The following is a 23,376-nucleotide window of genomic DNA, read 5'->3' on the forward strand; positions in this document are numbered from 1 at the left end:
CCTCCGGGCGGCTACGCGGGCCGGGGCACCGAGGCGAGTGCCACGGCCCGCAACCCCTCGTGGTCGAGCCCGGTGAACTCCCCCGGCCCCGAGGGGTTCCGCAGTGCCTCGACCGCCGCGTGGGTCGACGGGAACGTCCGGGAGTAGCCGAACTGCTCGGCCAGGCCGATCAGCCGCGACCCCGGCCCGCCGCGCGCCTCTTCGATCACCGCGAGCGCCACCAGCATCACCCCGCCGACCCGGAACGCCACCGGCGGCACCCCGGGCAGCATCGTCAGCAACCGCCCCGGCAGCTCGGCCGCGATGTCGGCGATCAGGTCGAGCCGGTCGTGCCGCCCGTGGGCGATCACGGCCACGGCCAGGATCTCGTTCTCCCACAGCCCGCCGGATTTCCGCAGTCCCCGGGCCGCTTCCCGCCACAACCGCAGCCCGTTGTCGACGTCGCCCCGGCCGACCAGGATCTCGGCCCGGCCGCACAGTTCGAACATCATCCGCCCGGCCTCCTCGTCGAGGACGCTGCCGCTGAGCTGTTCGAGCCCGTGTTCGGCCCGGTCGAACGCCCCACGTTGCAGGTCGGCCAGCACGATCGCCCATCGGGCGCGGGCCGCGCTGGCCCAGGCCCCGAGGCCCTCCATGATCGACAGCGCGGCGTCCAGGTGCCGGAACGCCTCCTCCCCGGGCGCCGACTGCAGGCACAGCTCCCCGATCCGGGCGTGCGCCAGCGCCTGCAGCCACGGGTCGGCGCCGGCGAGCCGGTCGAGCATCCGCCGGGCCGTGCGCAGGGCGGCTTCCGGGTCGTTGGCGGTCTCCGCCCGGTAGCTCAGCGCGTAGTCGGCCAGCCCCGCGAGCAGCGGATCCGCACCCTTCGACAGCCCGTCCAGATCGTGCGTGCACAGGACGATCTGGGCCGCGCCGACAAGCGTTCCGGGCTCGGGCGGCGGCAACCGGCGCAGCACGGCCAGGGCCCGCAGCGGTCGCGGCCCGCGCGCGACGAACGCGGTGAGCGCGCACCAGACCGCGGCCATCCGGGTCGCCTCGACGAGCTCCGGGCCGGGCCGGAAACGGGCCAGCACCGGCGGGACCTCGGCGGTCAGCCCGATCAGCCGGTTCATATTGGAATCGGTCAGCCACAGCGTGCCGAGCAGCGCCGCCGCCGCGGTGACGGTCGCCGGGTCGGCCCGGTCGAGCCCGTAGCGCAGCGCCCGGACCAGGTTGTCCTGGTCGGCGCGGATCATCTCGACGGTGGAGACCAGATCGTCGCCGAGGTCACGACCGGCCAGGCCGCGCGCCCACCGCAGGAACCGGTCGATCGCCGCCGGGGTCTCGCCCGCCTCCTCGCGGCGGGCCGCGCTGAACTCCCGCACCGTCTCCAGCATCCGGAACCGCGTACCGGCCGGGCCGTCGGCCGCCCGCAGCAGCGACTGCTCGACGAGCCGGGTGAGCACGGCCTCGTCACCGACGGCCTCGGCGGTGAACCCGCCCGGGAAGATCGACAGCAGCCGCATGGCCGCCTGCTCCTCGGCCGACAGCATCCGCCAGCTCCAGTCGATCACCGCGTGCAGCGTGCGATGCCGCCGCGGGGTGTCCCGGTTGCCGCCGCTGAGCAGCCCGAACCGGTCACCGAGACGACGGGCGATCTCGGCCGCGGACATCACCCGGATCCGCGCGGCGGCCAGTTCCACGGCGAGCGGCAGCCCGTCCAGGCCGCGGCAGATCTCGCCGACGGTCGCCGGCGGCAGCTCGGCGCCCGGCCGGGCCGCCCGCGCACGCTGCGTGAACAACTCCGCGCTGGTCGACGGATCCAGCTCCGGCAGCGGGTAGACCGATTCCGACGACAGCCCGAGCGGCGCCCGGCTGGTGGTCAGGATCGTCGCCGTGGTCCGCGCCACCAGCGCCTGGACCAGGGCCGCGACCCCGCCGAGAACCTGCTCGCAGTTGTCCAGCACGAGCAGCGCCGGGCCCGGCCCGAGCGCGCTCACCACGCCGTTGACCAGCCCGGACGTCTCGCCGACGCCGAGCGCCGAGGCCACCTCGCCGAGCACGTCGTCGTCGCGCGTCACGCCCGCCAGCTCGACGAGGAAGACCAGGCGGTGCGGCGCGCGACGGCCGACGGCCTGGGCCAGTCGTGTCTTTCCGAGGCCTCCGGCCCCGACGATCGAAATCACCCTTCGCGTACGGAGGAGCCCCCCGACCGCGGTCACGTCGTCGTCGCGCCCGAGCAGCTCGTTGGGTTCGTGGCGCAAGCCCTGCCGAACCACCGGCGCGTCGCTGAGCAGCAGCTCCCGGTGCGCCGCCCGCAGCTCCGCCCCCGGTTCGGTGCCGAGCTCCTCCCGCAGCGCGCGCCGGTACCCGTCGTACCGGCGCAGCGCCGCCGCCGGCCCCCGGTTCGCCGCCTCCCAGCGCAGCAGCTCGACGAGCACCTCCTCGTCGCGGGGCCGCTCGGCCGCGAGCTCTTCGAGCGCCCCGCAGGTGTCGCGCCCGAGCCGTCCGAGCGCGAGCGCCCGCATCCGACGCAGCTCGTCCCGGGTCGCCGCCCGCGCCGCCCGCAACTCCCCCAGCGGCCCGTCCCCGCCGTCGGCCCCGAACAGCGCGAGCCCGGCCTCGGCCTCGTCGAGCGCCTCGGCGTGGTCGCCGGACCGCGCGTGCCGCCGCCCGGCCGCGGCCCGCAGCAGCACCGCCGACGAGTCCACCTGCTCGGCCGTCAGGGCCAGCCGATACCCGGTGGGTGTGCTCGCGATCAGGTCGGCCCCGAGCCGGGACCGGGCCCGCGCCACCAGCGTCTGCAGCGCCTTGGCCGGGTGGTCGGGCTGCTCGTCCGGCCACAGCTCGGCGATCAGCCGCGCGCTGCCGCAACCGGTCGGTAGGTCCCCGGCGAGCAGCGCCAGCAGACCCACCAGCCGGGCCCCGCTGATCTCCACCTCGCCGTGCCGCACCCGCGACAGCAGCCGCAGCTCCACGCTCATCGATGACGAGGCTAGTCGACCGGCAGCAGGGCCAGGGTGGCGGCGAGCTGGGAGTGTTGCCGGGCGGGCAGGTCACCCGGGTCGCACCAGGTCAGCTCGTCGAACTTGTGGGGCTCGCCGATCCGTACCTCCGAGGCATCGACCCGGACCGAGAAGACCACCGCGACCCAGTGCGACGGCGGATCCGCGCGCAGCACGTTGCGCACGCCGAGCTGCCGGATCTCGCGGGGCACGGCCGTGTACTCCTCGATCACCTCGCGGGTGACCGCCTCCTCGAACGTCTCGCCGAACTCCAGCGCGCCCGCGCCGCAGTCCCAGGCGCCGGGCTCGTCCCGGGCCTGAGCGGAACGGCGGGCCAGCAGGATGCGACCGGCACCGTCGTGGCAGACGAAAACACACGAGACCGAGGGCTTCACCCCGACATCCTGCCAAACCGGGCCGGTCGGCCGGAATGATGGACGCATGGACGAGATCGAGATCGGCCCGGCGACGCCGGCCGACGCCGGGGAGATCTTCACCCTGCAGCTGGCCGCCTACGTCGCCGAGGCCCAGCTCTACGACGACCCGCACCTCCCGGCCCTGGTCCAGACGTTCGACGACCTGGCCGACGAGCTGAAGGAGAGCCTGGCCCTGAAGGCCACCCTCGGTCACCGCATCGTCGGCGCGGTCCGCGGCCGGCCCGACGGCACCGTCCTGCGCATCGGCCGCCTGGTCGTCGCCCCCGACCTGCAGGGCCGCGGCATCGGCACCCGGCTGCTGGCCGCCGTCGAGGCTGCCGGAGCCGCCCAGGCCGAGTGGTTCGCCCTGTTCACCGGCCACCTGAGCAGCGCCAACATCCGCCTCTACGAACGCCACGGCTACGAGGAGACACACCGCGAACACGTCCGCCCCGACCTCACCCTCGTCCACCTCACCAAAGAGCGCTGACCCACCCCACAGCAAGGAACGCTGACCCACCCGACCCCGCGCCATCTCGACGCCCGCCGAGCCCAGCTGGCGCTGAGGGCTGTTCCCGCCCCGTTTAACAGCCGTGAGCACCAGCCGGACACCACGCGCCGCCCCGCAAGCCCACCCCGGCCCAAGCCCGAGACGCGCAACCAGGCTCAGCTGGCGCTGAGGGTTCTTCCGAGGCCCTTTTACAGCCGTGAGCACCAGCCGAGCACCGCGCGGCGCGGCGCAAGCCCACCCCAGGCCGAGCCCGCGACGGGCGACCGGGCTCGGCTGGTGCTGAGGGCTGTTCCGGCGGCGTTTTACAGCCGTGAGCACCAGCTGGTGCGGGTGGGCACGGACGGGGGGCTCATGGGCGTACGGGAAAGGGGTTTTAAGGGGTTAAAGGGTTGGCCAGGCCCTGTTCCAGCAGGTCGAAGGCCTGGTTGGCGTGGGTTACGGCCAAGGGGTAGATCATGTCGGCGGGCTCGCCGGCCAGCATGCGGTCGCGGTTCTCGGTGACCAGCACCATGCGGGCCGCCGCGATCTGGGCGGCGGCCAGGCGGGCCACGCGCGGCTCGGTCATGGTGGCCAGTTCGGCCGCGAGGAGTTCCTGGGTGCGGGCCAGCGCGACGAACAACCGGGGGGTCAGCGACGGCGTCCGGGTGATCAGGCGTTGGACGCGGAGCACGTTCGGCTCGTCGCTCAGGCCGGTCGACGGGTCCCGTTCGGCCAGCGCGGTGAGGAAGTGCCGGCGCAGCGCGGCCAGCGGTGACTCGCCCGGTGCGCGGGTGCGGACGACCCGGGCGGGCTCGTCGACGTGCTCCTCGGCCGGCCCGAGGACCAGGTCTTCCTTGCTGCCGAAGTAGTTGAAGACGGTCGTCTTGGACACGTTCGCGGCGGCGGCGACCTCGGCCATCGCCACGTTGTCGAACCCGCGCTCGGCGAACAGCCGGATCGCCGTCTCCCACAGCAACCGGCGCGTCTCCTGCTTCTTGCGCTCCCGCAGTCCGCTCTCCACGCCCGAACTTTACCAGAGTCAATTTTGGTCTTGGACAAACTATTGACCCAGACCAAAATTTCTTCGTACGGTCGGAGCATGAAGCCCATGAGCACAACGGAGCGCCGGATCGGAGCGGCGATCTGCCTGTTCACGATCGTGCTGGCGATCCTCGACCAGAACATCGTCTCGGCGGCGATCGTCCCGATCGTCCGCGACCTCGACCCGATCCGCGGCGTCGACCACGTCGCCTGGCTCGTCGCCGCGTTCTCCCTGGCCGCGACCGTCGTGCTGCCGCTCTACGGGCGGTTGTGCGACGTCTGGGGCCCCAAGCAGGTCTTCCTGGGCACGGTGCTGACGTTCCTGCTCGGCTCGGTGCTGTGCGGGGCGGCGCAGTCGATGGCCCAGCTGATCGCGTTCCGGGCGGTCCAGGGCGTCGGCGCCGGCGGCCTGATGAGCGTGACCATGGTGGTGATGGCCCACCTGCGCGAACCCGGCGACAAGCGCGGCGGCGGACGCAGCGGCCTGGCCGGACTGGTCGGCGGGTTCGGCATGGCGATCGGCCCGCTGATCGGCGGCCTCTTCGCCGAGCACGGCAACTGGCGCTGGATCTTCTACGTGAACGTGCCGCTGGGCGTGCTGATCCTGGCCGGCGCGTTGCTGGTGCTGCGGATCCCCCGGCACGGCAGCGGCGGCCACGTCGACCTGCCCGGCGCCGCCCTGGTCGGTGGCGCGGCGGCGGCCCTTCTGCTGGTCTGCGACTGGGGCGGCGACCGCTACCCGTGGTCGTCGCCGGTGATCCTCGGGCTCGGCGCGACGTCGCTGGTGCTGCTGGGCGCGTTCCTGTGGTGGCAGCGCCGCAGCCCCGACCCGGTCCTGCCGCCCGGCCTGTTCCGGATCCCGGCCGTGCGCGACAGCTTCGCCATCCAGATCGTGGTCGGTATGGCGCTCGTCGGCGGCATCGTCTTCCTGATGGTGTACCTGCAGGTCGCGCGCGGGGTCAGCGCCGGGCGGGCGGGCACCTACCCGGCGTTCCTGGCCGCCGGTCTGGCGCTGTCCGGGCTCGCGTTCAACCGGTTGCGCCGGTCGCTGCGTACGTCGATGGTCTTCGGAACGCTCTGTTCCGCCCTGGCCCTCGGCGCGCTCGCGCTGACCCGCGACGACACGTCGTTCTGGCTGATCCGGGCCGAGCTGCTGGTGCTCGGCGTCGGCTTCGGGCAGCTGCTCGGCAAGCTGATCCTGGCCGTCCAGGAGGCGGCGCCGCGTCACCAGCTGGGCGCGGCGACCACCGGGGTGCGGTTCTTCCAGTCCCTGGGCGGGGCGATCGGGGCGGCGGCGTTCGGTTCGCTGATGAACCGGTTCGCGACGATCACGGGCGGGGTGGACGCCGTCTTCGCGGTGGCGGCGCTGCTCATGCTCCTGGCCGCCGCCCTGGCGACCCGCCTGCGCGAGCCGGCCCGCACGCTGGTTTCAGCCGGCGAGCCGGGCGCTGCCGACGAGTCGAGTGCTGCCGACGAGTCGAGTGCTGCCGACGAGTCGAGTGCTGCCGGCGAGCCGAGTGCCGCCGGCGAGCCGAGTGCCGCCGGCGAACCGGGTCGTGGGCCGGGCTCGGTCGAGCCGAGCAGGAGTGCCGACCGGCACGCCTCCGCGCCGGGGTGAGCCGCCGCCCGCCACGCGCCGCCTCGCGCCAGCGCCTCGCCCCGGGCCAGCGCCTCGTCTCAGGCCGGCGAACGCTCGCCGGTAGCGACCCGCCCGGTCCCGGACCCGCCCGCCGGCAGCGACCGGCGGGTCCGGGACCGGCCGGTCAGCGGTGGACGACGACGGTACCGGCCATCCGGTCGTGCAGGGTCTGGTACCGCTGGCCGAAGACCATGAGCGAGTCGATCAGGTAGTAGACGCCGAACGTCACCGCGCCCGCGACGTAGGCCAGCACGCCCTTGAGCAGCAGCTCCCGGACCGCCATCCGGCCCCAGCTCAGCGGCGTGCCGGTGGCCGCGTCGACCACCACGTGGCCGAGGATCTGCCGGGCCGGGGTCAGGCCGCCGTCGAAGACGATCAGCGCCCAGATGAGCCAGCCGATCCCCGCGGTGACGAAGATCAGCACCCCGTCGAGGATCTGCGCGCCGAGCCGCCCGCCGGGCGAGACCAGCCGCGGCTGGAAGCCGGCCTGCGGCGGCATGTAGCCGGGCGGCGGGGCGTAGGGGGCGGGCGCCCCCAGGGAGTCGTGGATCGGCGGGTAGGCGCCACCCGGCGGCAGCCAGGGCTGGGCCGGCGGCGTGTGCCCCTCGACCGGCGGCGTGTAGGCGCTGGGCAGCGGGGTGTTGCTCTCGGCCGGCGGCGTCCACGGCTGAGTCGGCGGCGCTGTGTTGCTCTCCGCCGGCGGCGACCACGGCTGAGTCGGCGGCGCCGTGTGACTCTCGGCCGGCGGCCTCCAGGCCTGGGTCGGTGGCACCTCCGAATGCGGCGTCGGCGGCACAGGTGCGGAATCCGGCGTCGGCGGCAGAACGTGTGTGGACGGTTCCGGGTTATGAGTGCCTTCCGGCGGGTTCTGGGTGCCGTCCGGCTGGGGGTATGTCATGTCGCTGAGCTCCGGTGTCGCTGAACTGATCCCGCAGACGTTACCGGCTCAGTCCCGGTAGACCGGCGCGGGCGGTGCCGGAACCGGCCCCAACGAGTCGGCCAGCCAGCGCTGGTAGCTGCTGGTCCACGTCCCGTCGGCCCGGATCCGCTCCAGCGCCCCGTTGACGAATCGCACCAGATCGGGCGTGTCCTTCGACATGCCGATCCCGGACGGCTCGTCGGAGACCGGGGTGCCGACCACCTCGGTGGTGGGGTCCTGCGCGGCCAGCCCGGCCAGCAGCACGTCGATCGTGGACACCGCGTCGACCTGGCCCTGCTGGAGCATCACCAGGCAGTCCAGGGTGCTGTCGGTGGCCACCGGGACCGGATGAGAGGGCTGCGCCGCGATGGTACGGATACTCGTGCTCCCCCGGGTCGCGCACACCTTGCGCCCGGCCAGGTCGGCGAACTCCTTGATGCCGGAGCCCCGGCGGACCAGCAGCCGCTGCCGCGAGGCCAGGTACTCGGTGGAGAACGAGATCTGCTGCCAGCGTTCGCAGTTCATCGTCATGGTCCGGATCACCATGTCGGCCCGGCCGTCCTGGATCACCGGGATCCGGTCGGCCGTGGTGATCGCCAGGAACTGGACCTTGCCCGGGTCGCCGAACAGGGCCTTGGCCACCGCGTGGGCCATGTCGATCTCGAAGCCGACCAGGTCGCCGCTGGTCGGGTCGCGGAAGCCGAAGAGGTACGCGTTCTGGTCGATCCCGACGATCAACCGGCCTCGCGCCGCGATCTTCGCCATGGTGCTGCCAGCCGGCATCTTCCCCGGCGCGGGCAGGGTGGCGGGCGGGCGCAGGCTGGCCCGGGGGACGCAGTCGGGCGCCGGGCCGGGGCTGGGCACCTCGGCCGGGTCCTGGACGTTCTCCGGCCGGGGCACCGAGGCCTTCACACCGTACGTCGAATTCTGGGGTTGATCGGTTGATCCGCACCCGGCCAGCAGCATGATCGGGATGAGCAGGGCGACGACGCGCTTCATCGATATTCTCCGATCCGGGGGCGGAACCCGAGGACAACCGCGGCCACCAGGCCGGCGGTGAGCAGCAGCAACGCGATCTCCAGGCCGGTCAGCGCGCTCACGCCGGTCCCGGCCTGCCGGTCGACCCGCTGGTTGGCGGTGTCCAGCGCGCTGGTCAGGGCCGCGTCCAGGTCGGCGAAGACGGCGGCCGAGTCGGCCGGGCCGGTCGCGGTCGCCCGGGCCACCGCGGCCGGGTAGTCACCCTTGTCGTCCAGCGCCCGCAGCTGCCCGTGCAGCTCGTGCCACCGCTGCGCGTGCTGGCCGGCGGCCACGATGACCGCGCGGTCGGTGGCCGGCGCCTCGCCGGCGGCCCGGTCGAGCAGCCCGGTCAGCTGCTGGACGACCACGCCGTAGTCCTTCTCGAAGGCCGCCCCGCCGCCGCGGGCGACCAGCGTGAGCGACTCGTCGGCGCGGGCCTGCAGGGCCGCCCGGCGCGCGCTCGCGAGCACGTCGACCAGGGCCGACCCCTGCGTCCGGCCGACGTCGACCCGGCCCGCGGTGACGCCCAGCGCGACCGACGACCAGGCCAGCACGATCAGCGCGACCAGGCTGCCGGCGACCAGGCCGACGTTGAACACCCGGTTGGTGCGGCGGGCGACGATGACCTGGGCGGCGAGCAGCCCGGCGAGCAGGAGCAGGCCGAACAGCACGACGGGCCAGGCGAACCCGGCCGCGTCGCGCTGCGCGCCGCCGAGGCGGGCCTGCGCGGAGACGAACAGCTCCTCGGCCCGCGGCAGCAGGTTCCCGCGCATCAGTGCCGACGCCTCGCGCAGGTACGCCCCGCCGAGCGGCACCCCGAGCCGGTTGTACGACCGGGCGGTCTCCACCAGTCCGGTGTAGACCGGCAGCTGGGCGGTGAGCACCGCGACCCGGGCGGCGTCGGTGTCGTCGGCGTCCCGGGACGCCACGGTCAGCGCCGCGCTGGCCCGCGCCAGGTCGTCCAGGTAGCGCTGACGCAGGTCGGCCGGCTCGGCGCCACTGGTCAGGAACGCGGTGGCCGCGGTGGCGTCCGCGTCCGACAACGATCGGTAGAGGTCCTGGGCGTGGACGCTGAGCGGACCGCTCACCCCGGTGATGTCCTGGGTCAGGGCCGACCGGTGGTGCACCGTGGCCAGCGCGGTCCCGCCCAGCGCGAGACCGAGGACGATCAGGGCCCCGGCGATGACGCGGTAGAGATCCGGTGTGGCGAGTCGTGACACTGTCCACTCCCGAGGTTCGGCGGACGACTGCCGCCGACGGTAGGGCGCGGGAGCAACACGTAACGTGATTATGCGTGCCCGAGCAGGTGCCTTCGCAGGTCGCGCGTGCCGCCGGTGGACGGGCGGGCGGCCAGGATGCACGTGTCGTCGTCCGGGTTGGCCCGCCGCAGCCGCCCGACCAGCTCCGCGAGCGGCTGGTGGGGGGCCGCCCGGACGGCGTCGTCGACCGCCGCCATCACCGCGTCCAGCCCGGTGTCCAGGCCGTGCGTCCGGTGCTCGACCAGCCCGTCGGTGTAGAGCAGAAGCACGTCCCCGGGCCGGAAGTCGGTGACCGCGTTCTGGTAGCGCGCGTCCTCCACCACGCCCAGCATCGGCCCGGACGGGCGGGCCAGCGGCGACGTGCGCCCGGCCCGGCACAGCAGGGGCGGCGGGTGCCCGGCCTGGGCCCAGATCAGTTCCTGCCGGCGCGGGTCGAAGCGGGCGATGACCGCGGTCGCGGCCAGCTCCGGCGTCTCCCGTTCCAGCTCGCAGGTGAGCCGGTTGAGGTGGCCGAGCAGGGTCGCCGGGTCGCTGTCGACCACGGTCAGCGCGCGCAGGGCGTGCCGCAGCTGGGCCATGTTGCTGGCCGCCTGGGTGCCGTGGCCAGCCACGTCGCCGACGGCCAGCAGCACCGTCCCGTCGCGCAGGGCGGCCGCGTGGAACCAGTCGCCGCCGACCATCGTCTCCTGCCCGGCCGGCAGGTAGCGGACGGCCGCCTTCAGCCCGGGCAGCTCGATCGGCTCGTCCGGGATCGGCAGGATGATCTCCTGCAGACGCAGGGTCAGGTTGTGCTCGGCGACCGCGGCCCGCCGCTGCTCGTCCAGTTTCTGCTCGACCTCGGCCAGTCGTTGGGCGCTGACCGGCTGCTCGGTGACGTCCTGGACGATGCCGAACATCCGGATCGGGCGGCCGTCGGCGTCCCGGACGGTGTCGGCGACCGTGCGCAGCCGCCGGATCCGCCCCCCGATCCGGACCGGCGCGACCAGCTCGACCCGGTCACGGCCCTGCGCCGCCTCAAGTGCGGCCTCGCGCAGTTCGCCACTGGCCAGCGGACCCAGGTCGGGGTCGCGCTCGTAGATCCGGTACAGCTGCGGCGACCAGTAGATCTCGCCGGTGACCAGGTCCCATTCGCCCCAGCCGAGGTTGGCGAGTTCCTCGACCGCGGCCAGCCGGTCGGCGATCAGCTCGTGCCCGGCGAACGGCGACGGCGGCGCGTCGGCGGCGTCCAGCAGCCGGATCACCCGGCCGGCGACCTCGGCCGGTTCGCGGCGCTGCTCGGCGGCGATCCGGAAAAGGTGCCGGTATGCGTCGGCGAGCCGGCACCGGGCCCGGCCGGCGAGCAGCCCGACCGCCCGCTCGATGACCGCGTCCATCCTGGCCCGTCGATCGCTGAGCGTCTCCGCAAACGCCTGACCACCCACAGAAAACGCCTCCCCGTCCGGCCTACGGGTACCGGTTTACGCCAACGCGCGGAGAGGTCACATCCCCCGACTGCACCGTTCATCGCACAGGTCACCCGGTCGGGCGTAAGGCGTTCGGTGACGGGAGGGGATAGATCGGAGTTCAGAGTTCGAATAGGTCCCGCATGGCCTCGGTCAACCGGGCCATGCTGGCGCCGGTCACCATCCCGATCCGCTCGGCGCCGGTGGTGGCCGGCAGCCGGCGCATCCGGTTGACCACCACGACCCCGGTGATCGGGTCCTGCTCGGTCAGCGCGACCGCGAACGGGGGAAGCTCGGTCACCCCGCGTTGGCGCACGATCGGCGCGCAGTAGGGTGAGGCGTTGTCACGTTCGTTGTACGTGTCGGCCGAGAGCACGAGAACTCGATAACGCAGGTCGGAACGATCCCCGATGGTCCAGATCTCGCCCCGGCGCATGTCAGCACCGACCGGAGGACGGCACGGCCCGGAACGACATGGCAGGAAGCGTACCGCCGCGCCGATCTCGGCCGCGTTCGCCCCGCCCGGGCGTGTTCATTCCGTGGACGTGATCGAACTTCGGTGCGTCCGATCGCGTAGAAATGACCGCGGGGCCCGTCACGGGCCGGTAACGAGGAAGGACGCAGGATGTCGCAGAAGGCGCAGATCGGGGTCACGGGCCTGGCGGTGATGGGCCGGAACCTGGCCCGTAACTTCGCTCGGCACGGGCACACCGTGGCGGTGCACAACCGTTCCTACGGCCGGACCAAGGAGCTGGTCGAGGAGTTCGGCAACGAGGGCACGTTCATCCCGGCCGAGTCGGCCGAGGACTTCGTGGCGAGCCTCGAGCGCCCGCGCCGCGTGGTGATCATGGTGAAGGCCGGTCCGGCCACCGACGCCGTGATCGACGAGTTCGCCCCCCTCCTGGAGGAGGGCGACATGCTCATCGACGCCGGCAACGCGCACTTCGCGGACACGCGTCGTCGCGAGGCCGCGCTCAAGGCCAAGGGCCTGCACTTCGTGGGCATGGGCGTGTCCGGCGGCGAGGAGGGCGCGCTGCACGGCCCGAGCATCATGCCGGGCGGCCCGAAGGAGTCGTACGACGCTCTCGGCCCGCTGCTGGAGGACATCTCGGCCAAGGTCGACGGCGAGCCGTGCTGCACGCACGTCGGCCCGGACGGTGCCGGCCACTTCGTCAAGATGGTGCACAACGGCATCGAGTACGCCGACATGCAGCTCATCGCCGAGGCGTACGACCTGCTGCGCCAGGTCGGCGGCCTGTCCCCGGCCGAGATCGCCACCACGTTCGGTGAGTGGAACGAGGAGCCGCGAGGTGCTCGGGCAGCCGTTCGTCGACCTGATCGAGATCACCGCCGAGATCGCCACCACGTTCGGTGAGTGGAACGAGGGCCGCCTCGGGTCGTACCTGATCGAGATCACCGCCGAGGTGCTCAAGCAGAACGACGCCGCGACCGGGCAGCCGTTCGTCGACGTCGTGGTGGACCAGGCCGAGCAGAAGGGCACCGGTCGCTGGACCGTGCAGGCCGCTCTGGACCTGGGGGTGCCGGTCAGCGGCATCGCCGAGTCCGTTTTTGCCCGTGCGCTCTCCGGGGGTGCGGACGTTCGCAAGGCGGCCGCCGACGCCGGTCTGCCGGGCCCGTCGGCCGGTACCGAGCACGTCGGCGGCGACCTGCGGGCGGACGTCGAGCAGGCGCTGTTCGCCTCCAAGATCGTCGCTTACGCGCAGGGCTTCCAGCAGATCCAGGCGGCCAGCGCGGAGTACGACTGGGAGATCGACCCGGGCGCGATGGCCAAGATCTGGCGGGCCGGCTGCATCATCCGGGCCAAGTTCCTGGACTTCATCAAGCAGGCCTACGACAAGAACCCGTCGCTGACCACGCTGCTGGTCGACGACTACTTCCTGGACGCGGTCAGCGGCGCCCAGGACGCGTGGCGCCGCGTCGTCTCCACCGCCGCCCAGCAGGGCATTCCGGCCCCGGGCTTCGCCTCCGCGCTGGCCTACTACGACGGCCTGCGGGCCAAGCGCCTGCCCGCCGCGCTGATCCAGGGCCAGCGCGACTTCTTCGGCGCCCACACGTACCGCCGCGTCGACCGCGACGGTTCGTTCCACACCCTGTGGGCCACCGACGACCGCTCCGAGGTCTCGGCCTGACCTGGTAGTTCCCGATGCGCCCCGGTCTTTCGAGACCGGGGCGTTTCCCATTCAAACCCACGATTTGGTACGTCGTGAGCCGCGCGCCCGCAAACGCCCTCCCGCCGGACCGATCCGCCGGGGCCCGCCGTCCGTAGTCATCGGCAGACAACGGGCCCGGGAGGCACGATGAACGACGTTCCGGACGGTCATTCCTCGACCGAAGATGATCAGCCCGAGGTGCGGTACTCCCCCGGCAGCCACCCGGTCCCCGAACCGGTTCTCCCGGCGCCGGCCCGTCCGACGCTCCCGATGCCCGACGAGTCGCTGTTCCCGCCCAAGTTCGTCCCGGCGAACGCGGCGCCCGCCCCGGAAAAGGCCGCGACCGGCCCCGCCGCACCCTCGCCTTCGACCTCGCCCGATCCTGCTCCGCTCGACCCGGCCTTGTTCGCCTCCGTGGACGACTACCGCATGCCCTCGGCGGCCGAGTCCCGGCCGGTCCTCGACCCGACCGGGGAGTGGCCGGCGCCGGACCCGGCCGAGTTCGCCGAGGAGGACACCGACCCGACCGGTTTCACCCCGGTCGCGGGCCGGTCGTATCCCCCGGCCACCGACCCGTTCGACGACCCGGCGTTCACGTCGGCCTACCCGCTGCCCGGCTGGAGCGCACCCCCCGAGTTCGAGACCGCCCCCACGGCCGCCCCGAACCGCCGCCCGGTGCTGCTGGCCGTCGCCGCGTTCGTCGGCCTGGCCGGCCTGATCGCCGCGTTCCTGCTGGTCCCCCGGGGCGACTCGACCCCGACGGCCGCCGCCGCCCGGCCCACCGAGGCCGCGCCCCGCGTCCCCGCCGACAACGGTCAGGCCGGGACGACCGACGGCAACCGCACGGTCACCGGCCCCCGCCACGGCCTGGACACGGCCGCCTTCGACATCGTCGACAGCGCCACCCTGGTCCAGCTCAGCGCCGCCGACCTGGGCGACGACCTATACCGGGTCAGCACCCCGGCCGGCAGCGGCCTCACCCCGTCGGCCGACCAGGCCGACGGCACGGTCAAGCTGCGCCTGCGCTCGGACGGCAGCGGCGGCTCGGCCGCGGTGACGATCCAGCTGAGCTCCGCGGTCCGCTGGACCCTGCGCCTGGACGGCGGCACCTCCCGGTCCCGCCTCGACCTGACCGGCGCCGACCTGGCCGCCCTGGACCTGAACGGCGGGGCCAGCCGCATCGACCTCTCCCTGCCCGAACCGCGCGGCCTGCTCCCGGTCCGGATGACCGGCGGCGTCGACCAGTTCCAGGTCAACCTGCTCGGCACCACCCCGGTCCGGGTCCGGGTCCAGTCCGGCGCGGGCCAGGTCACCCTCGACGGCACCACCCACAAGGGCATCGCCCCGGGCCGCTCGTTCACCGCCAACAACTGGGCCGGAACCGCCGGCATCGACCTGCTCGCGGTGGCCGGCCTCTCCGCCCTCACGGTCTCCGACTGACTCCCGCCTCCGGCTGGTGGTCAGAGGTGCCTCAAGGCCCCCGAGGCACCCCTGACCACCAGCCAGGATCCGCCGCCGGCCCGGCGACCGACTCGGCCGGCGCGGGTGGGCCGGGCGGGGCGGCTCATCGCCGTACGCGCGAATTTGGCTTTTAAGCGACCTGGACCGGAGCGGCCATGAGTTGGCCGCATTCCTCGGCCGGGAGAGGTTTGGCCATGAAATAGCCCTGGCCGTAGCGGTATCCCATCTCCCGCAGCCGCCGGTGCTGTTCCGCGTTCTCGATGCCCTCGGCGACGACCTTGAGCTGCAGATACTCCGCGAGCTGGGCCACGGCGGCGGCGACCGCGAGGCGGCCCCGGTCGGCGCCCTCGGCGATGCCGTCGACGAACGACTTGTCGAGCTTGAGGACGTCCACCGGGAACGCGCGCAGCAGGCTGAGCGACGACTGCCCGGTGCCGAAGTCGTCGAGGGCGAGCTTGACGCCCATCTCGTGCAGCGCCTGCAGCGTCTCGCGGACCTGCCAGCCGTCCACGACCGATGACTCGGTGACCTCAAGGATCAGGTTCTGGCTGGTCAGACCGGTGTCGCTGAGGACGGCGGCGACCTCGTCGACGAAACCGGCCTCGCGCAGCTGGCGGACCGCGACGTTGACGTTGATGGCCTCGACCGCGCCGGCGCCGTACTCGGCCCGCCAGCGGGACAGCTGAGTGCAGGCCTCACGCAGCACCCAGGCGCCGAGCGGGACGATCAGGCCGGAACGTTCGGCGACCGGGATGAAGTCGGCCGGGGAGACGAAGCCGCGTTCCGGGTGCTGCCAGCGCACCAGCGCCTCGGCCCCGGACAGCAGGCCGGTGTGCAGGTCGAAGACGGGCTGGTAGACCAGGCGCAGTTCGCCGCGCAGGATGGCGTCGTGCAGTTCGCCGGCCAGCCGCGCGTGGTGCACCATGTCCTGGCGCATCTGCGGTTCGAAACGGACCCAGGACGCCTTGCCGGCCTCCTTGGCCGCGTACATCGCGATGTCGGCGTTGCGCTGCACCTCGTCGGCGGTCTCGCCGGTGTCCGCGATGGCGATGCCGGCGCTCGCGTGCAGCAGCAGCTGCTGGTCGCCGACGTGGAACGGCTGACCGATTCCGGCCAGCAGCCGGGCCGCGGCCGCCTCGGCCTCGGCCGGGTCGTCGACCGGCAGCAGGACGGCGAACTCGTCGCCGCCGAGCCGGGCCGCCAGTTCGCCGGGCCGGCAGTGTTCGCGCAGCCGCCGCGACACCTGGTAGAGCAACTGGTCACCGGCGGCCGGGCCGAGCGTGTCGTTGATCATCTTGAAGTCGTCGACGTCGATCAGCAGTGCGGTGGCCGGCTGCTGGGCCACGATCCGCTCGCCCAGCGCGACCGCGAACCGGGTGCGGTTGGGCATGCCGGTCAGGGTGTCGCTGAGCGCGAGCCGTTCCAGTTCGGCCTGCTGCTTGCGGATGCCGCGCAGGGCCAGGGTGTTCTCGCGCAGGCTGAGCAGCTGGCGGGCGACCACGAAACCGGCGATCAGCACCGCGCCGATGATGACGGTGCGCTGCCGGGACGTCATGTCCTGGGCGCTGACGCTGATCACCAGGACGGCGGTGGCGGTGACGGCCACGAACGGGAGCAGGTTGAACAGGGACCGTCCGGCGGTGCCGGAGGGCCGGTCGGCGGGGGCGTCGAGCGCGCGGCACTGCAGGCAGGCGGCGCAGGCCAGGGAGACCCCGACCAGCGGGAGCGCGAGCACCGACAGCGCCAGACGGCCCCAGTCGGCGCCGGCGATCAGCAGGGTGCTGCCGGCCACGTCGACCAGCGGCGCGACGGTCAGCACGCGCAGCGCCGCCGGGCGCACGGCGCTGTCCGGGGCGGCGGCCGCCTTGCCGATCACGACGAGCAGCAGGACACCGCTGACCCCGATGACCGCCGCGGCGACCCGGGCGACCAGGGACGTTCCGCGCGGGGCGAGGTCGAGGACGACGTACCAGAAGATGAGGGTGCTGGCCACGGCAACCGTGGCGCCGTCGAGCAGGGCCCGGACCCAGCCCAGGGCGGTCCGCTCGCCGAACGGCAGGCGGATGAACGCGACGATCAGGATCGTGATGCCGACCAGCATCGGGAGACCGACGAACGGCGACAGCCCGGTGTTGTTGTTGGCCCGCAACAGCGAGACGACCGCGGCCACGAACAGCGCCACCGCGGCGTAGCGCAGCTGCCCCCAGAACGCGCGGATCGGTCCCGCCGTCACCGCGGAGACGATCCGGTGGCAGGCGACGACGGCCGCACCCATCGCGATCGGCCCGCCGGCGAACCCGACGTACAGGCCGCCGGGCGCGCCGATCAGCAGCCAGATCAACACCCCTGTGGTCGCGGCGAGCGCGATCACGGCGGGGGTCAGCCCGCCGTGTCGGTGCCGGATGCCGGCGTTCTCGCGTGCGCTCATGATGGCTTACCTGTCGGCCCGGCCCGCAGGTTCCTGAGCGATTTTTCAGGGCTGCAAAGCGGCCGACACCACGGCCCGGGCCTCCTCCTGGATGCGGGCCAGGTGGTCGGCGCCGTGGAACGATTCGGCGTAGATCTTGTAGACGTCCTCGGTGCCGGACGGCCGCGCGGCGAACCAGCCGGAGCCGGTCACCACCTTGAGGCCGCCGATCGCCGCGCCGTTGCCGGGCGCGCTGGTCAGCACGGCCGTGATCGGCTCGCCGGCCAGTTCCTTGGCGGTCACCTGCTCCGGCGACAGCTTCCCCAGGATCGCCTTCTCCTCGCGGGTGGCCGGCGCGTCGATCCGCGCGTAGGCCGGGGCGCCGAACTTGTCGGTCAGCGCCCGGTAGTGCTCGCTCGGCGTCTGCCCGGTGACCGCGATGATCTCGGAGGCGAGCAGGTCGAGGATGATCCCGTCCTTGTCGGTGCTCCAGACCGAGCCGTCGCGGCGCAGGAACGACGCGCCCGCGCTCTCCTCGCCGCCGAAACCGATCGAGCCGTCGATCAGGCCGGGCACGAACCACTTGAAGCCGACCGGCACCTCGACCAGCGTGCGGCCGAGCTCGGCGGCGACCCGGTCGATCATCGAGGAGGAGACCAGCGTCTTGCCGATCCCGGCGGCGCCCGGCCAGCCGGTGCGGTGGCGGTACAGGTAGTCGATGGCGACCGCGAGATAGTGGTTCGGGTTCATCAGCCCGCCGTCCGGCGTGACGATGCCGTGCCGGTCGGCGTCGGCGTCATTGCCGGTGGCGATCTGGAAGCGGTCCTTCTGGGAGATCAAGGACGCCATCGCGTACGGCGATGAGCAGTCCATCCGGATCTTCCCGTCCCAGTCCAGCGTCATGAAGCCGAAGCGCGGGTCGACCAGGGGGTTCACCACGGTCAGGTCGAGGCGGTGCCGTTCGGCGATCTCGCCCCAGTAGGCGACGCTCGCCCCGCCGAGCGGGTCCGCCCCGATCCGCACCCCGGCGGCGCGGATCGCGTCGATGTCGACGACGTTGGGCAGGTCATCGACGTACGTACCCAGGAAGTCGTATTTTTCTGCTTTTATGGTCTTGCGTCGGACGTCCTTGAGCCCGTCGGCGATCAGCGCGTTGGCTCGGTCCTGGATCCACTTGGTGGCATCGGTGTCGGCCGGGCCGCCGTTCGGCGGGTTGTACTTGAAGCCGCCGTCGTCGGGTGGGTTGTGCGACGGCGTGACCACGACCCCGTCGGCTTTGACAGCATTTTTAGTGTTATAGACGAGAATCGCGTGGGAAACCGCCGGCGTCGGCGTGTACCCGTCGCGGCTGTCGATCAGCACGGTCACGTCGTTGGCCGCGAACACCTCCAGGGCCGTCACCTGCGCCGGCTCGCTCAGCGCGTGCGTGTCCCGCCCCAGGAACAGCGGGCCGGTGGTGCCCTGCTCCCGCCGGTATTCGACGATCGCCTGACTGGTCGCGGCGATGTGATCCTCGTTGAACGCGGTCCGCAGGCTCGACCCGCGATGCCCGGACGTCCCGAACGCGACCCGCTGGGCCGGGTCGGACGGGTCCGGGTGCTCGGTGTAGTAACGCGAGACGACCTTCGGCACGTCGATCAGATCGGACGGCTCGGCCGGCTGGCCGGCACGGGAGTGGACGGACATCTGGGCCTCCTGAAGGATGTTCCCGGATCGTATCCAGGTAGGGACGCCTTGAACCTTTCCGCACCCCCATCCGAACTATCCTGCGTGACCGGGAAACTTCCGCGCTTGTTCGTGCTGTTCTTGCTCGCGCTGGGAGTTCTGCTGGCCGCGCCCGAACCGGCCTTCGCACACGCCGCCACCGTCGGCTCCACCCCCGCGCCGGGCAGTGTGGTGGGCACCTCACCGACCGAGGTGACCGTCACGTTCAGCGAGTCGATCACCCCGGTCAGCGGCCGCATCCAGGTCATCGCCCCCGACGGCGAACGCATCTCCGGCCTGGCCACCGCCCGCGGCGCGGTCCTGCACATCCCCGTGCGCACGGCGAAACGGCCGCTCGGGACGTACTTGATCAGCTACCGCGTCATCTCCGCGGACAGCCACCCGGTCGGCGGCGCCATCACGTTCTCGGTCGGCGCGCCCTCGGCGCGGCCCAAGGCCGCGGAAACCACCGGCACCCATCCCTCGGTCCAGGCCGCTGTCCCCACCCTGCGATTTCTTGGGTACGGAGGTCTGACCCTGATCGTCGGCCCGGCCATGTTCCTGGCGTTCCTGTGGCCGCGGCGCCGCTCCCGGGTCGGCGTGACCCGGTTGATCCGGGTCGGGTTCGGGCTGGTGGCCGTGGCGACGCTGGGCTCCCTGGGCACGCAGGCCCAGCAGGGCAGCGGGGCGGCGTTGTGGCAGGTCTCCCCCGGTGAGCTGGCCGATGTGGCGACCAGTCAGTTCGGGCTGACGCTGATCGCCCGTCTCGCCGTACTGTCAATCCTGTTCCTCCTTGTTCCTGTGCCGCTCTATCAGCGCTTCCTCCCCGCCGGTCGCCGCCCGTCGGTGGCCCCGGGCCGGGTGCAGGGGATTCTGGTCCTGGTCCTGGGGGCGGCCGGGCTGGCCACGTGGCCGCTGACCGGGCACTCCATCGCCACACCGCTGCCGGTCGTGACCGTCGCGGTCGACGTCGTGCACCTGGCGACCATGGCCCTGTGGCTGGGCGGCCTGATCACGCTGCTCGCCTTCGTGCTGCGCGGCACCGACCGCCGGGTGCTGGGCGTACTGCTGCCGGTCTGGTCCCGCTGGGCCGCCCTGTCCGTCCTGTGGCTGGCCATCGCCGGCTCGGTCCAGGCGGTCGTCGAGGTCGGCTCGGTCGACGCGCTGATCCGCACCGGGTACGGAAAGTTGCTGCTCACCAAGCTGGGCATCCTGATCGTGGTGCTCGGTGTGGCCGCCGTGGCCCGCCGTTTCGTCCAGCGCTCCAACCCGGGTCAGGGATTGCGCCGCACGGTCGGCATCGAGGTCCTGGCGACGGTCGTGATCCTGGCCCTGAGCGCGGTATTGGTCCAGGTCAACCCGGGTCGCACCGCGGGCGCGGCAGCGGGCGCGGTCACCGGCAACGGCGTGTCGGAGACACTGACCTGCCCGTTGTACACGCTGCAGTTCAACATCTATCCGGTCGAGCTGGGCGAATACAACACGGTCCACGCATTCCTGTACACGCCGGAGGGCAAGCCGCTGCCCCCGGCCGAGTGGGAGATCAGCACCAAGCTGCTGGACCAGGACCTCGAGGCGGTCAAGGAACCACTGCTCGGCCTGGATCCGCCGCACCACGCGCTGGGGTCGGTCTCGTTCCCGCTGCCGGGCACCTATGAGATCGCCTTCACCATTCGCGTGGACGACCTCAACCGCGCAACGGTCAAAACCACGATCAAGGTCCCCCCAGCCACCGACTGACCCCGATCGGTGCCCTTTGAACTGGTGTGAGCCGGCTGCGGCTAGTTCTCGGACAGGTCAGGGTCCGGCCGCGGCCAGATGAACAGGCCGGCGGGATGGTCGGTGGCGGCGATCTCGACCATTCCCGAGGTGATGTCCAGCCGGAGCAGGCACGAGGGAAAGTCGAAGCCGCTGACTTTCACGAGCAGGTGCTCGGCGTCCTCCCAACCGGTCAGATCCACGAAGTCGATGTGCTCGGGAAGGTCATATTTCCGGCCGCCGATCGACAATCGGGCGGGCCGGCCGACGCTGCTGACCCGCTTGTCAGCGCCGGGCGTGCGGTAGTACCGGTGCCAGGGAGCGCCTGGACCGGTCCAGCCCGCGGCCGGCGGCGGGTCCCTCGTCGGCCTGGGTGCGGTGTCACCGGCGGTCCAGCACAGGTCTGTTCGCCAGTGGAACCAGACGGCGTGGGAAGAGACTCCGGTGATCCGAAGATCGGGGCCGGAGTCCGGCATCGGCAGTGTCCGGCGGGATCCGTCGGACAGATCGATGAGGTGCAGGCCGACAAAACCCTGCCTGCCGTAGCCGATCTCGTGCGCCGCGGCCGTCGTGCCGTCGCGGCTGATCGTCATGTACCGCAGGCCGTCCCCGAGGTCGAGGACGGTGCCGTCGCCGCGCAAGAGGACGGTTCTGTCACGTGTGCTGCCGCTTGTCGTGAGCATCCGGCCCTCGATCAGCACTCCGCCGTCGACCTCGACGGCGTGATCGTGGAAGTCCAAGGGGCCGGTGCCGAGGACGACCGGCCGGCCGTCACGGATGACGGTGACCTCCTTGCCGATCAGCCATCCGATCCGGGGCGGCGGCCCGGCTGGAGGCAGGACCCGCTCGACGGGCTCCGGGGGCGTCCAGTCCAGGCCGTTCTTGCGGGCCATGGCCGCGAGCACGGCCAGGATTTCGGGCCGCGTCGTGCCGTCAACGGGTTTCATGGCGACGTCCTGCGGCCGGAAGGGCGGCTCCGGCGGATCAGCGGCGGGATCGTACCGAGGCCACGGCCAGGCGAGCGCGAAGATCCGGTTTCCGGCATCAGCCGTCCCCCAGTCGCCGGTGGTGACCGTCAGCCGCAGCAGCCGGGCGTCCCGATCCCGTTCGTGATCGATCGGCACGAGCAGGTGATCGGGGTCCTCCCATACCGCCCGGGCCGGGCCGAGCGCCCGCACTCCTTCCGGGAGCGGAAAGGTCCGGCGACCGGCCGAGTCCTCGACGGTCACGCCCCTGACCAGGTCGACGCTGACTGTGCGCCCGGGGCGAAGGGACGGATAGTGCCGATGGCCCGGCGCATCCGGCCCCTCCCAGCCGCTGACCGGCGGAGGAACGGTCGCCGGAACCGCCTGGGCGTCACCGGCGGTCCACTGCAGATCCTGGCCGGTGGTGTTGTCGTGCAGCCAGACCGTATGCCTCTCGACCCCGGTGACGAGCACGTCGAGGACCTGACCGGAGGGCCACGGCATGGTGTGCCGCGTCCCGTCGGCCAGGTCGATCAGGTGCAGGCTCTTCCACGGTTCGGGACCCGGGCGCCATTCCTGCGCGGCCATGATCGTGCCGTCCCGGCTCAGCTGCACCTCGGGCCGCAGATCCCGGCCCAGATAGGTCATTGTTCCGTCCCAGGTCAGTGCCGTCGCCCCGGCACCGATCAAGACCAGTCCGCCGGCGTACTCGACAACCGCCGACGGTGTACCGACCGGTGACTGGGTGAGATTCTTCAGACGCCCGCCCCGCTTCACCATGATCGCCCCGTACCCGTTCACGAACCCGGGGCGTGGTGCCGTCACCGCCGGAACATCACGTTCCTCGTCCTCGTTGTCCTCATCCTCGTTGTCCTCATCGAGAACGGCCGTCAGCGTCATCTTCCGGAATCGGGTCCTCACCGTCAGATTCCTCAGCTCCGCAAGAGCGGCCTCGACCATCGCCGGTCCGGCGAGCAACCGATCGGCCAGCTCGCCGAGCCTGGTCACCAACCGGCCCCCGGACGCCCATGACACCACCGCGTAGATGTCGTCGGCCAGCCCGTCCAGGCTCCGGCCCGGGTCGCGCACCAGCCACCGCGGCGGCTCGACCGGATCCGAGGGCCAGAACCGCACCACCCAGACATCGCCGTCATCCGGCGCGGGCCGGCGACAAACTCGGACCCGGTAGAAGCCCGGCTCGCCGATCACCATCCCGAACATCGCGGGCCCGCCGGTCGTGCTGGTCAAACCCACCCGGCCGCTGACGCTGCGGTACGGCGTCTCCACCACATCGAGCCAATCACCGCTCTCCTGCGGTGGGATGCCCGAATGCGCTTCGAGCCGCACCCGCTGGCACCGCTCCCCCGAGGCGAGTTGCAGCCAACCCTCACCCGCTCGGCCAACCGTGCCGAACAACAGCTCGACATCCTCGCTGAGCAGCGGAAACATCGGCTCCCCGACCGAGTCCGGGTCGTCCGGCCACGCGTCACGAATCACGACACTGCCGAACTCCGGCCAATACTCGTCGTCCTCGAGATCGGCGATGACCCCCACCCGTCCGACGATAGCCGCGAGGCGCGGGCCCTACCCGTCGAACAGACTTCCCGGCGCACGCACCGGCCGGCACTCGACGACTCGGCAACCACCGCAGCGGCTCATCATCGAACTGGACGGATGGTTCGCCACCGTCTCTGATCTGAGTT

The 23,376-nt window shown here is 72.3% G+C and carries 15 protein-coding genes and 1 pseudogene; 5 read left to right on the forward strand and 11 right to left on the reverse strand.

The window, feature by feature from the left end:
- Positions 1–11: 11 nt before the first annotated feature.
- Positions 12–2,963 carry an ATP-binding protein gene (locus ACSHV8_RS26295; RefSeq protein ID WP_436519649.1) on the reverse strand — a complete coding sequence of 984 codons (2,952 nt, stop codon included), beginning with the start codon at positions 2,961–2,963 and terminating at the stop codon, positions 12–14.
- An 11-nt stretch (positions 2,964–2,974) separates the two neighbouring features.
- Positions 2,975–3,379 carry an NUDIX domain-containing protein gene (locus ACSHV8_RS26300; protein ID WP_436519651.1) on the reverse strand — a complete coding sequence of 135 codons (405 nt, stop codon included), beginning with the start codon at positions 3,377–3,379 and terminating at the stop codon, positions 2,975–2,977.
- 46 nt (positions 3,380–3,425) lie between these two features.
- Between ACSHV8_RS26300 and ACSHV8_RS26305 the strand changes: the two genes are divergently transcribed.
- Positions 3,426–3,890, forward strand: coding sequence for a GNAT family N-acetyltransferase (locus tag ACSHV8_RS26305; protein WP_436519653.1), 465 nt, complete (start codon positions 3,426–3,428; stop codon positions 3,888–3,890).
- A gap of 394 nt (positions 3,891–4,284) precedes the next feature.
- On the opposite strand, the gene ACSHV8_RS26310 is transcribed toward ACSHV8_RS26305, so the two are convergent.
- Entirely contained in the window at positions 4,285–4,911 is a 627-nt protein-coding gene (locus tag ACSHV8_RS26310; RefSeq protein ID WP_436519654.1) for a TetR/AcrR family transcriptional regulator, read from the reverse strand.
- An 87-nt stretch (positions 4,912–4,998) separates the two neighbouring features.
- Here ACSHV8_RS26310 and ACSHV8_RS26315 point away from each other — a divergent pair, with 87 nt between their 5' ends.
- Positions 4,999–6,549, forward strand: a complete 1,551-nt coding sequence (locus tag ACSHV8_RS26315) for an MFS transporter (protein WP_436519656.1) — start codon at positions 4,999–5,001, stop codon at positions 6,547–6,549.
- 145 nt (positions 6,550–6,694) lie between these two features.
- Here the strand turns inward: ACSHV8_RS26315 and ACSHV8_RS26320 are convergent, their stop codons facing one another.
- The 5 genes from ACSHV8_RS26320 to ACSHV8_RS26340 form a co-directional block, all read right to left on the reverse strand.
- Positions 6,695–7,342 (reverse strand): RDD family protein, encoded by a 648-nt coding sequence (locus tag ACSHV8_RS26320; RefSeq protein WP_436519658.1) that lies wholly within the window; start codon positions 7,340–7,342, stop codon positions 6,695–6,697.
- A gap of 174 nt (positions 7,343–7,516) precedes the next feature.
- Positions 7,517–8,488, reverse strand: a complete 972-nt coding sequence (locus tag ACSHV8_RS26325) for a glutamate ABC transporter substrate-binding protein (RefSeq protein ID WP_436519660.1) — start codon at positions 8,486–8,488, stop codon at positions 7,517–7,519.
- Positions 8,485–9,726, reverse strand: coding sequence for a hypothetical protein (locus tag ACSHV8_RS26330; RefSeq protein WP_436519662.1), 1,242 nt, complete (start codon positions 9,724–9,726; stop codon positions 8,485–8,487). Before ACSHV8_RS26330 ends, ACSHV8_RS26325 begins: the two co-directional genes overlap by 4 nt.
- Before the next feature lie 68 nt (positions 9,727–9,794).
- The gene (locus tag ACSHV8_RS26335; protein ID WP_436519664.1) at positions 9,795–11,138 is read right to left on the reverse strand and encodes a PP2C family protein-serine/threonine phosphatase; all 1,344 of its coding nucleotides are present in this window, start codon (positions 11,136–11,138) and stop codon (positions 9,795–9,797) included.
- 190 nt (positions 11,139–11,328) lie between these two features.
- The gene (locus ACSHV8_RS26340; RefSeq protein ID WP_436519666.1) at positions 11,329–11,643 is read right to left on the reverse strand and encodes a type II toxin-antitoxin system PemK/MazF family toxin; all 315 of its coding nucleotides are present in this window, start codon (positions 11,641–11,643) and stop codon (positions 11,329–11,331) included.
- 189 nt (positions 11,644–11,832) lie between these two features.
- Between ACSHV8_RS26340 and ACSHV8_RS26345 the strand changes: the two are divergent.
- Positions 11,833–13,357, forward strand: a pseudogene (locus tag ACSHV8_RS26345) (NADP(+)-dependent, decarboxylating phosphogluconate dehydrogenase).
- Positions 13,358–13,525: 168 nt separating this feature from the next.
- On the forward strand, positions 13,526–14,818 hold the full coding sequence (locus ACSHV8_RS26350) for a hypothetical protein (protein WP_436519668.1): 1,293 nt from the start codon (positions 13,526–13,528) through the stop codon (positions 14,816–14,818).
- Positions 14,819–14,969: 151 nt separating this feature from the next.
- Here ACSHV8_RS26350 and ACSHV8_RS26355 read toward each other — a convergent pair whose 3' ends face one another.
- Together ACSHV8_RS26355 and pgm are read right to left on the reverse strand one after the other, a co-directional pair.
- Positions 14,970–17,267, reverse strand: a complete 2,298-nt coding sequence (locus ACSHV8_RS26355; protein WP_436519670.1) for a putative bifunctional diguanylate cyclase/phosphodiesterase — start codon at positions 17,265–17,267, stop codon at positions 14,970–14,972.
- Positions 17,268–17,312: 45 nt separating this feature from the next.
- Positions 17,313–18,932 carry a phosphoglucomutase (alpha-D-glucose-1,6-bisphosphate-dependent) gene (pgm, locus tag ACSHV8_RS26360; protein WP_436519672.1) on the reverse strand — a complete coding sequence of 540 codons (1,620 nt, stop codon included), beginning with the start codon at positions 18,930–18,932 and terminating at the stop codon, positions 17,313–17,315.
- Between the two features lie 111 nt (positions 18,933–19,043).
- On the opposite strand from pgm, the gene ACSHV8_RS26365 reads away from it, so the two are divergent.
- Positions 19,044–20,690: a copper resistance CopC/CopD family protein gene (locus ACSHV8_RS26365; RefSeq protein WP_436536911.1), complete on the forward strand. Its 1,647-nt coding sequence runs from the start codon at positions 19,044–19,046 to the stop codon at positions 20,688–20,690.
- A 41-nt stretch (positions 20,691–20,731) separates the two neighbouring features.
- Here the strand turns inward: ACSHV8_RS26365 and ACSHV8_RS26370 are convergent, their stop codons facing one another.
- Complete coding sequence (locus ACSHV8_RS26370) at positions 20,732–23,227, reverse strand: hypothetical protein (protein ID WP_436519674.1); 2,496 nt, start codon at positions 23,225–23,227, stop codon at positions 20,732–20,734.
- Positions 23,228–23,376 lie beyond the last annotated feature (149 nt).

The sequence above is a fragment of the Actinoplanes sp. HUAS TT8 genome, assembly GCF_051380535.1.
GTDB lineage: Bacteria > Actinomycetota > Actinomycetes > Mycobacteriales > Micromonosporaceae > Actinoplanes.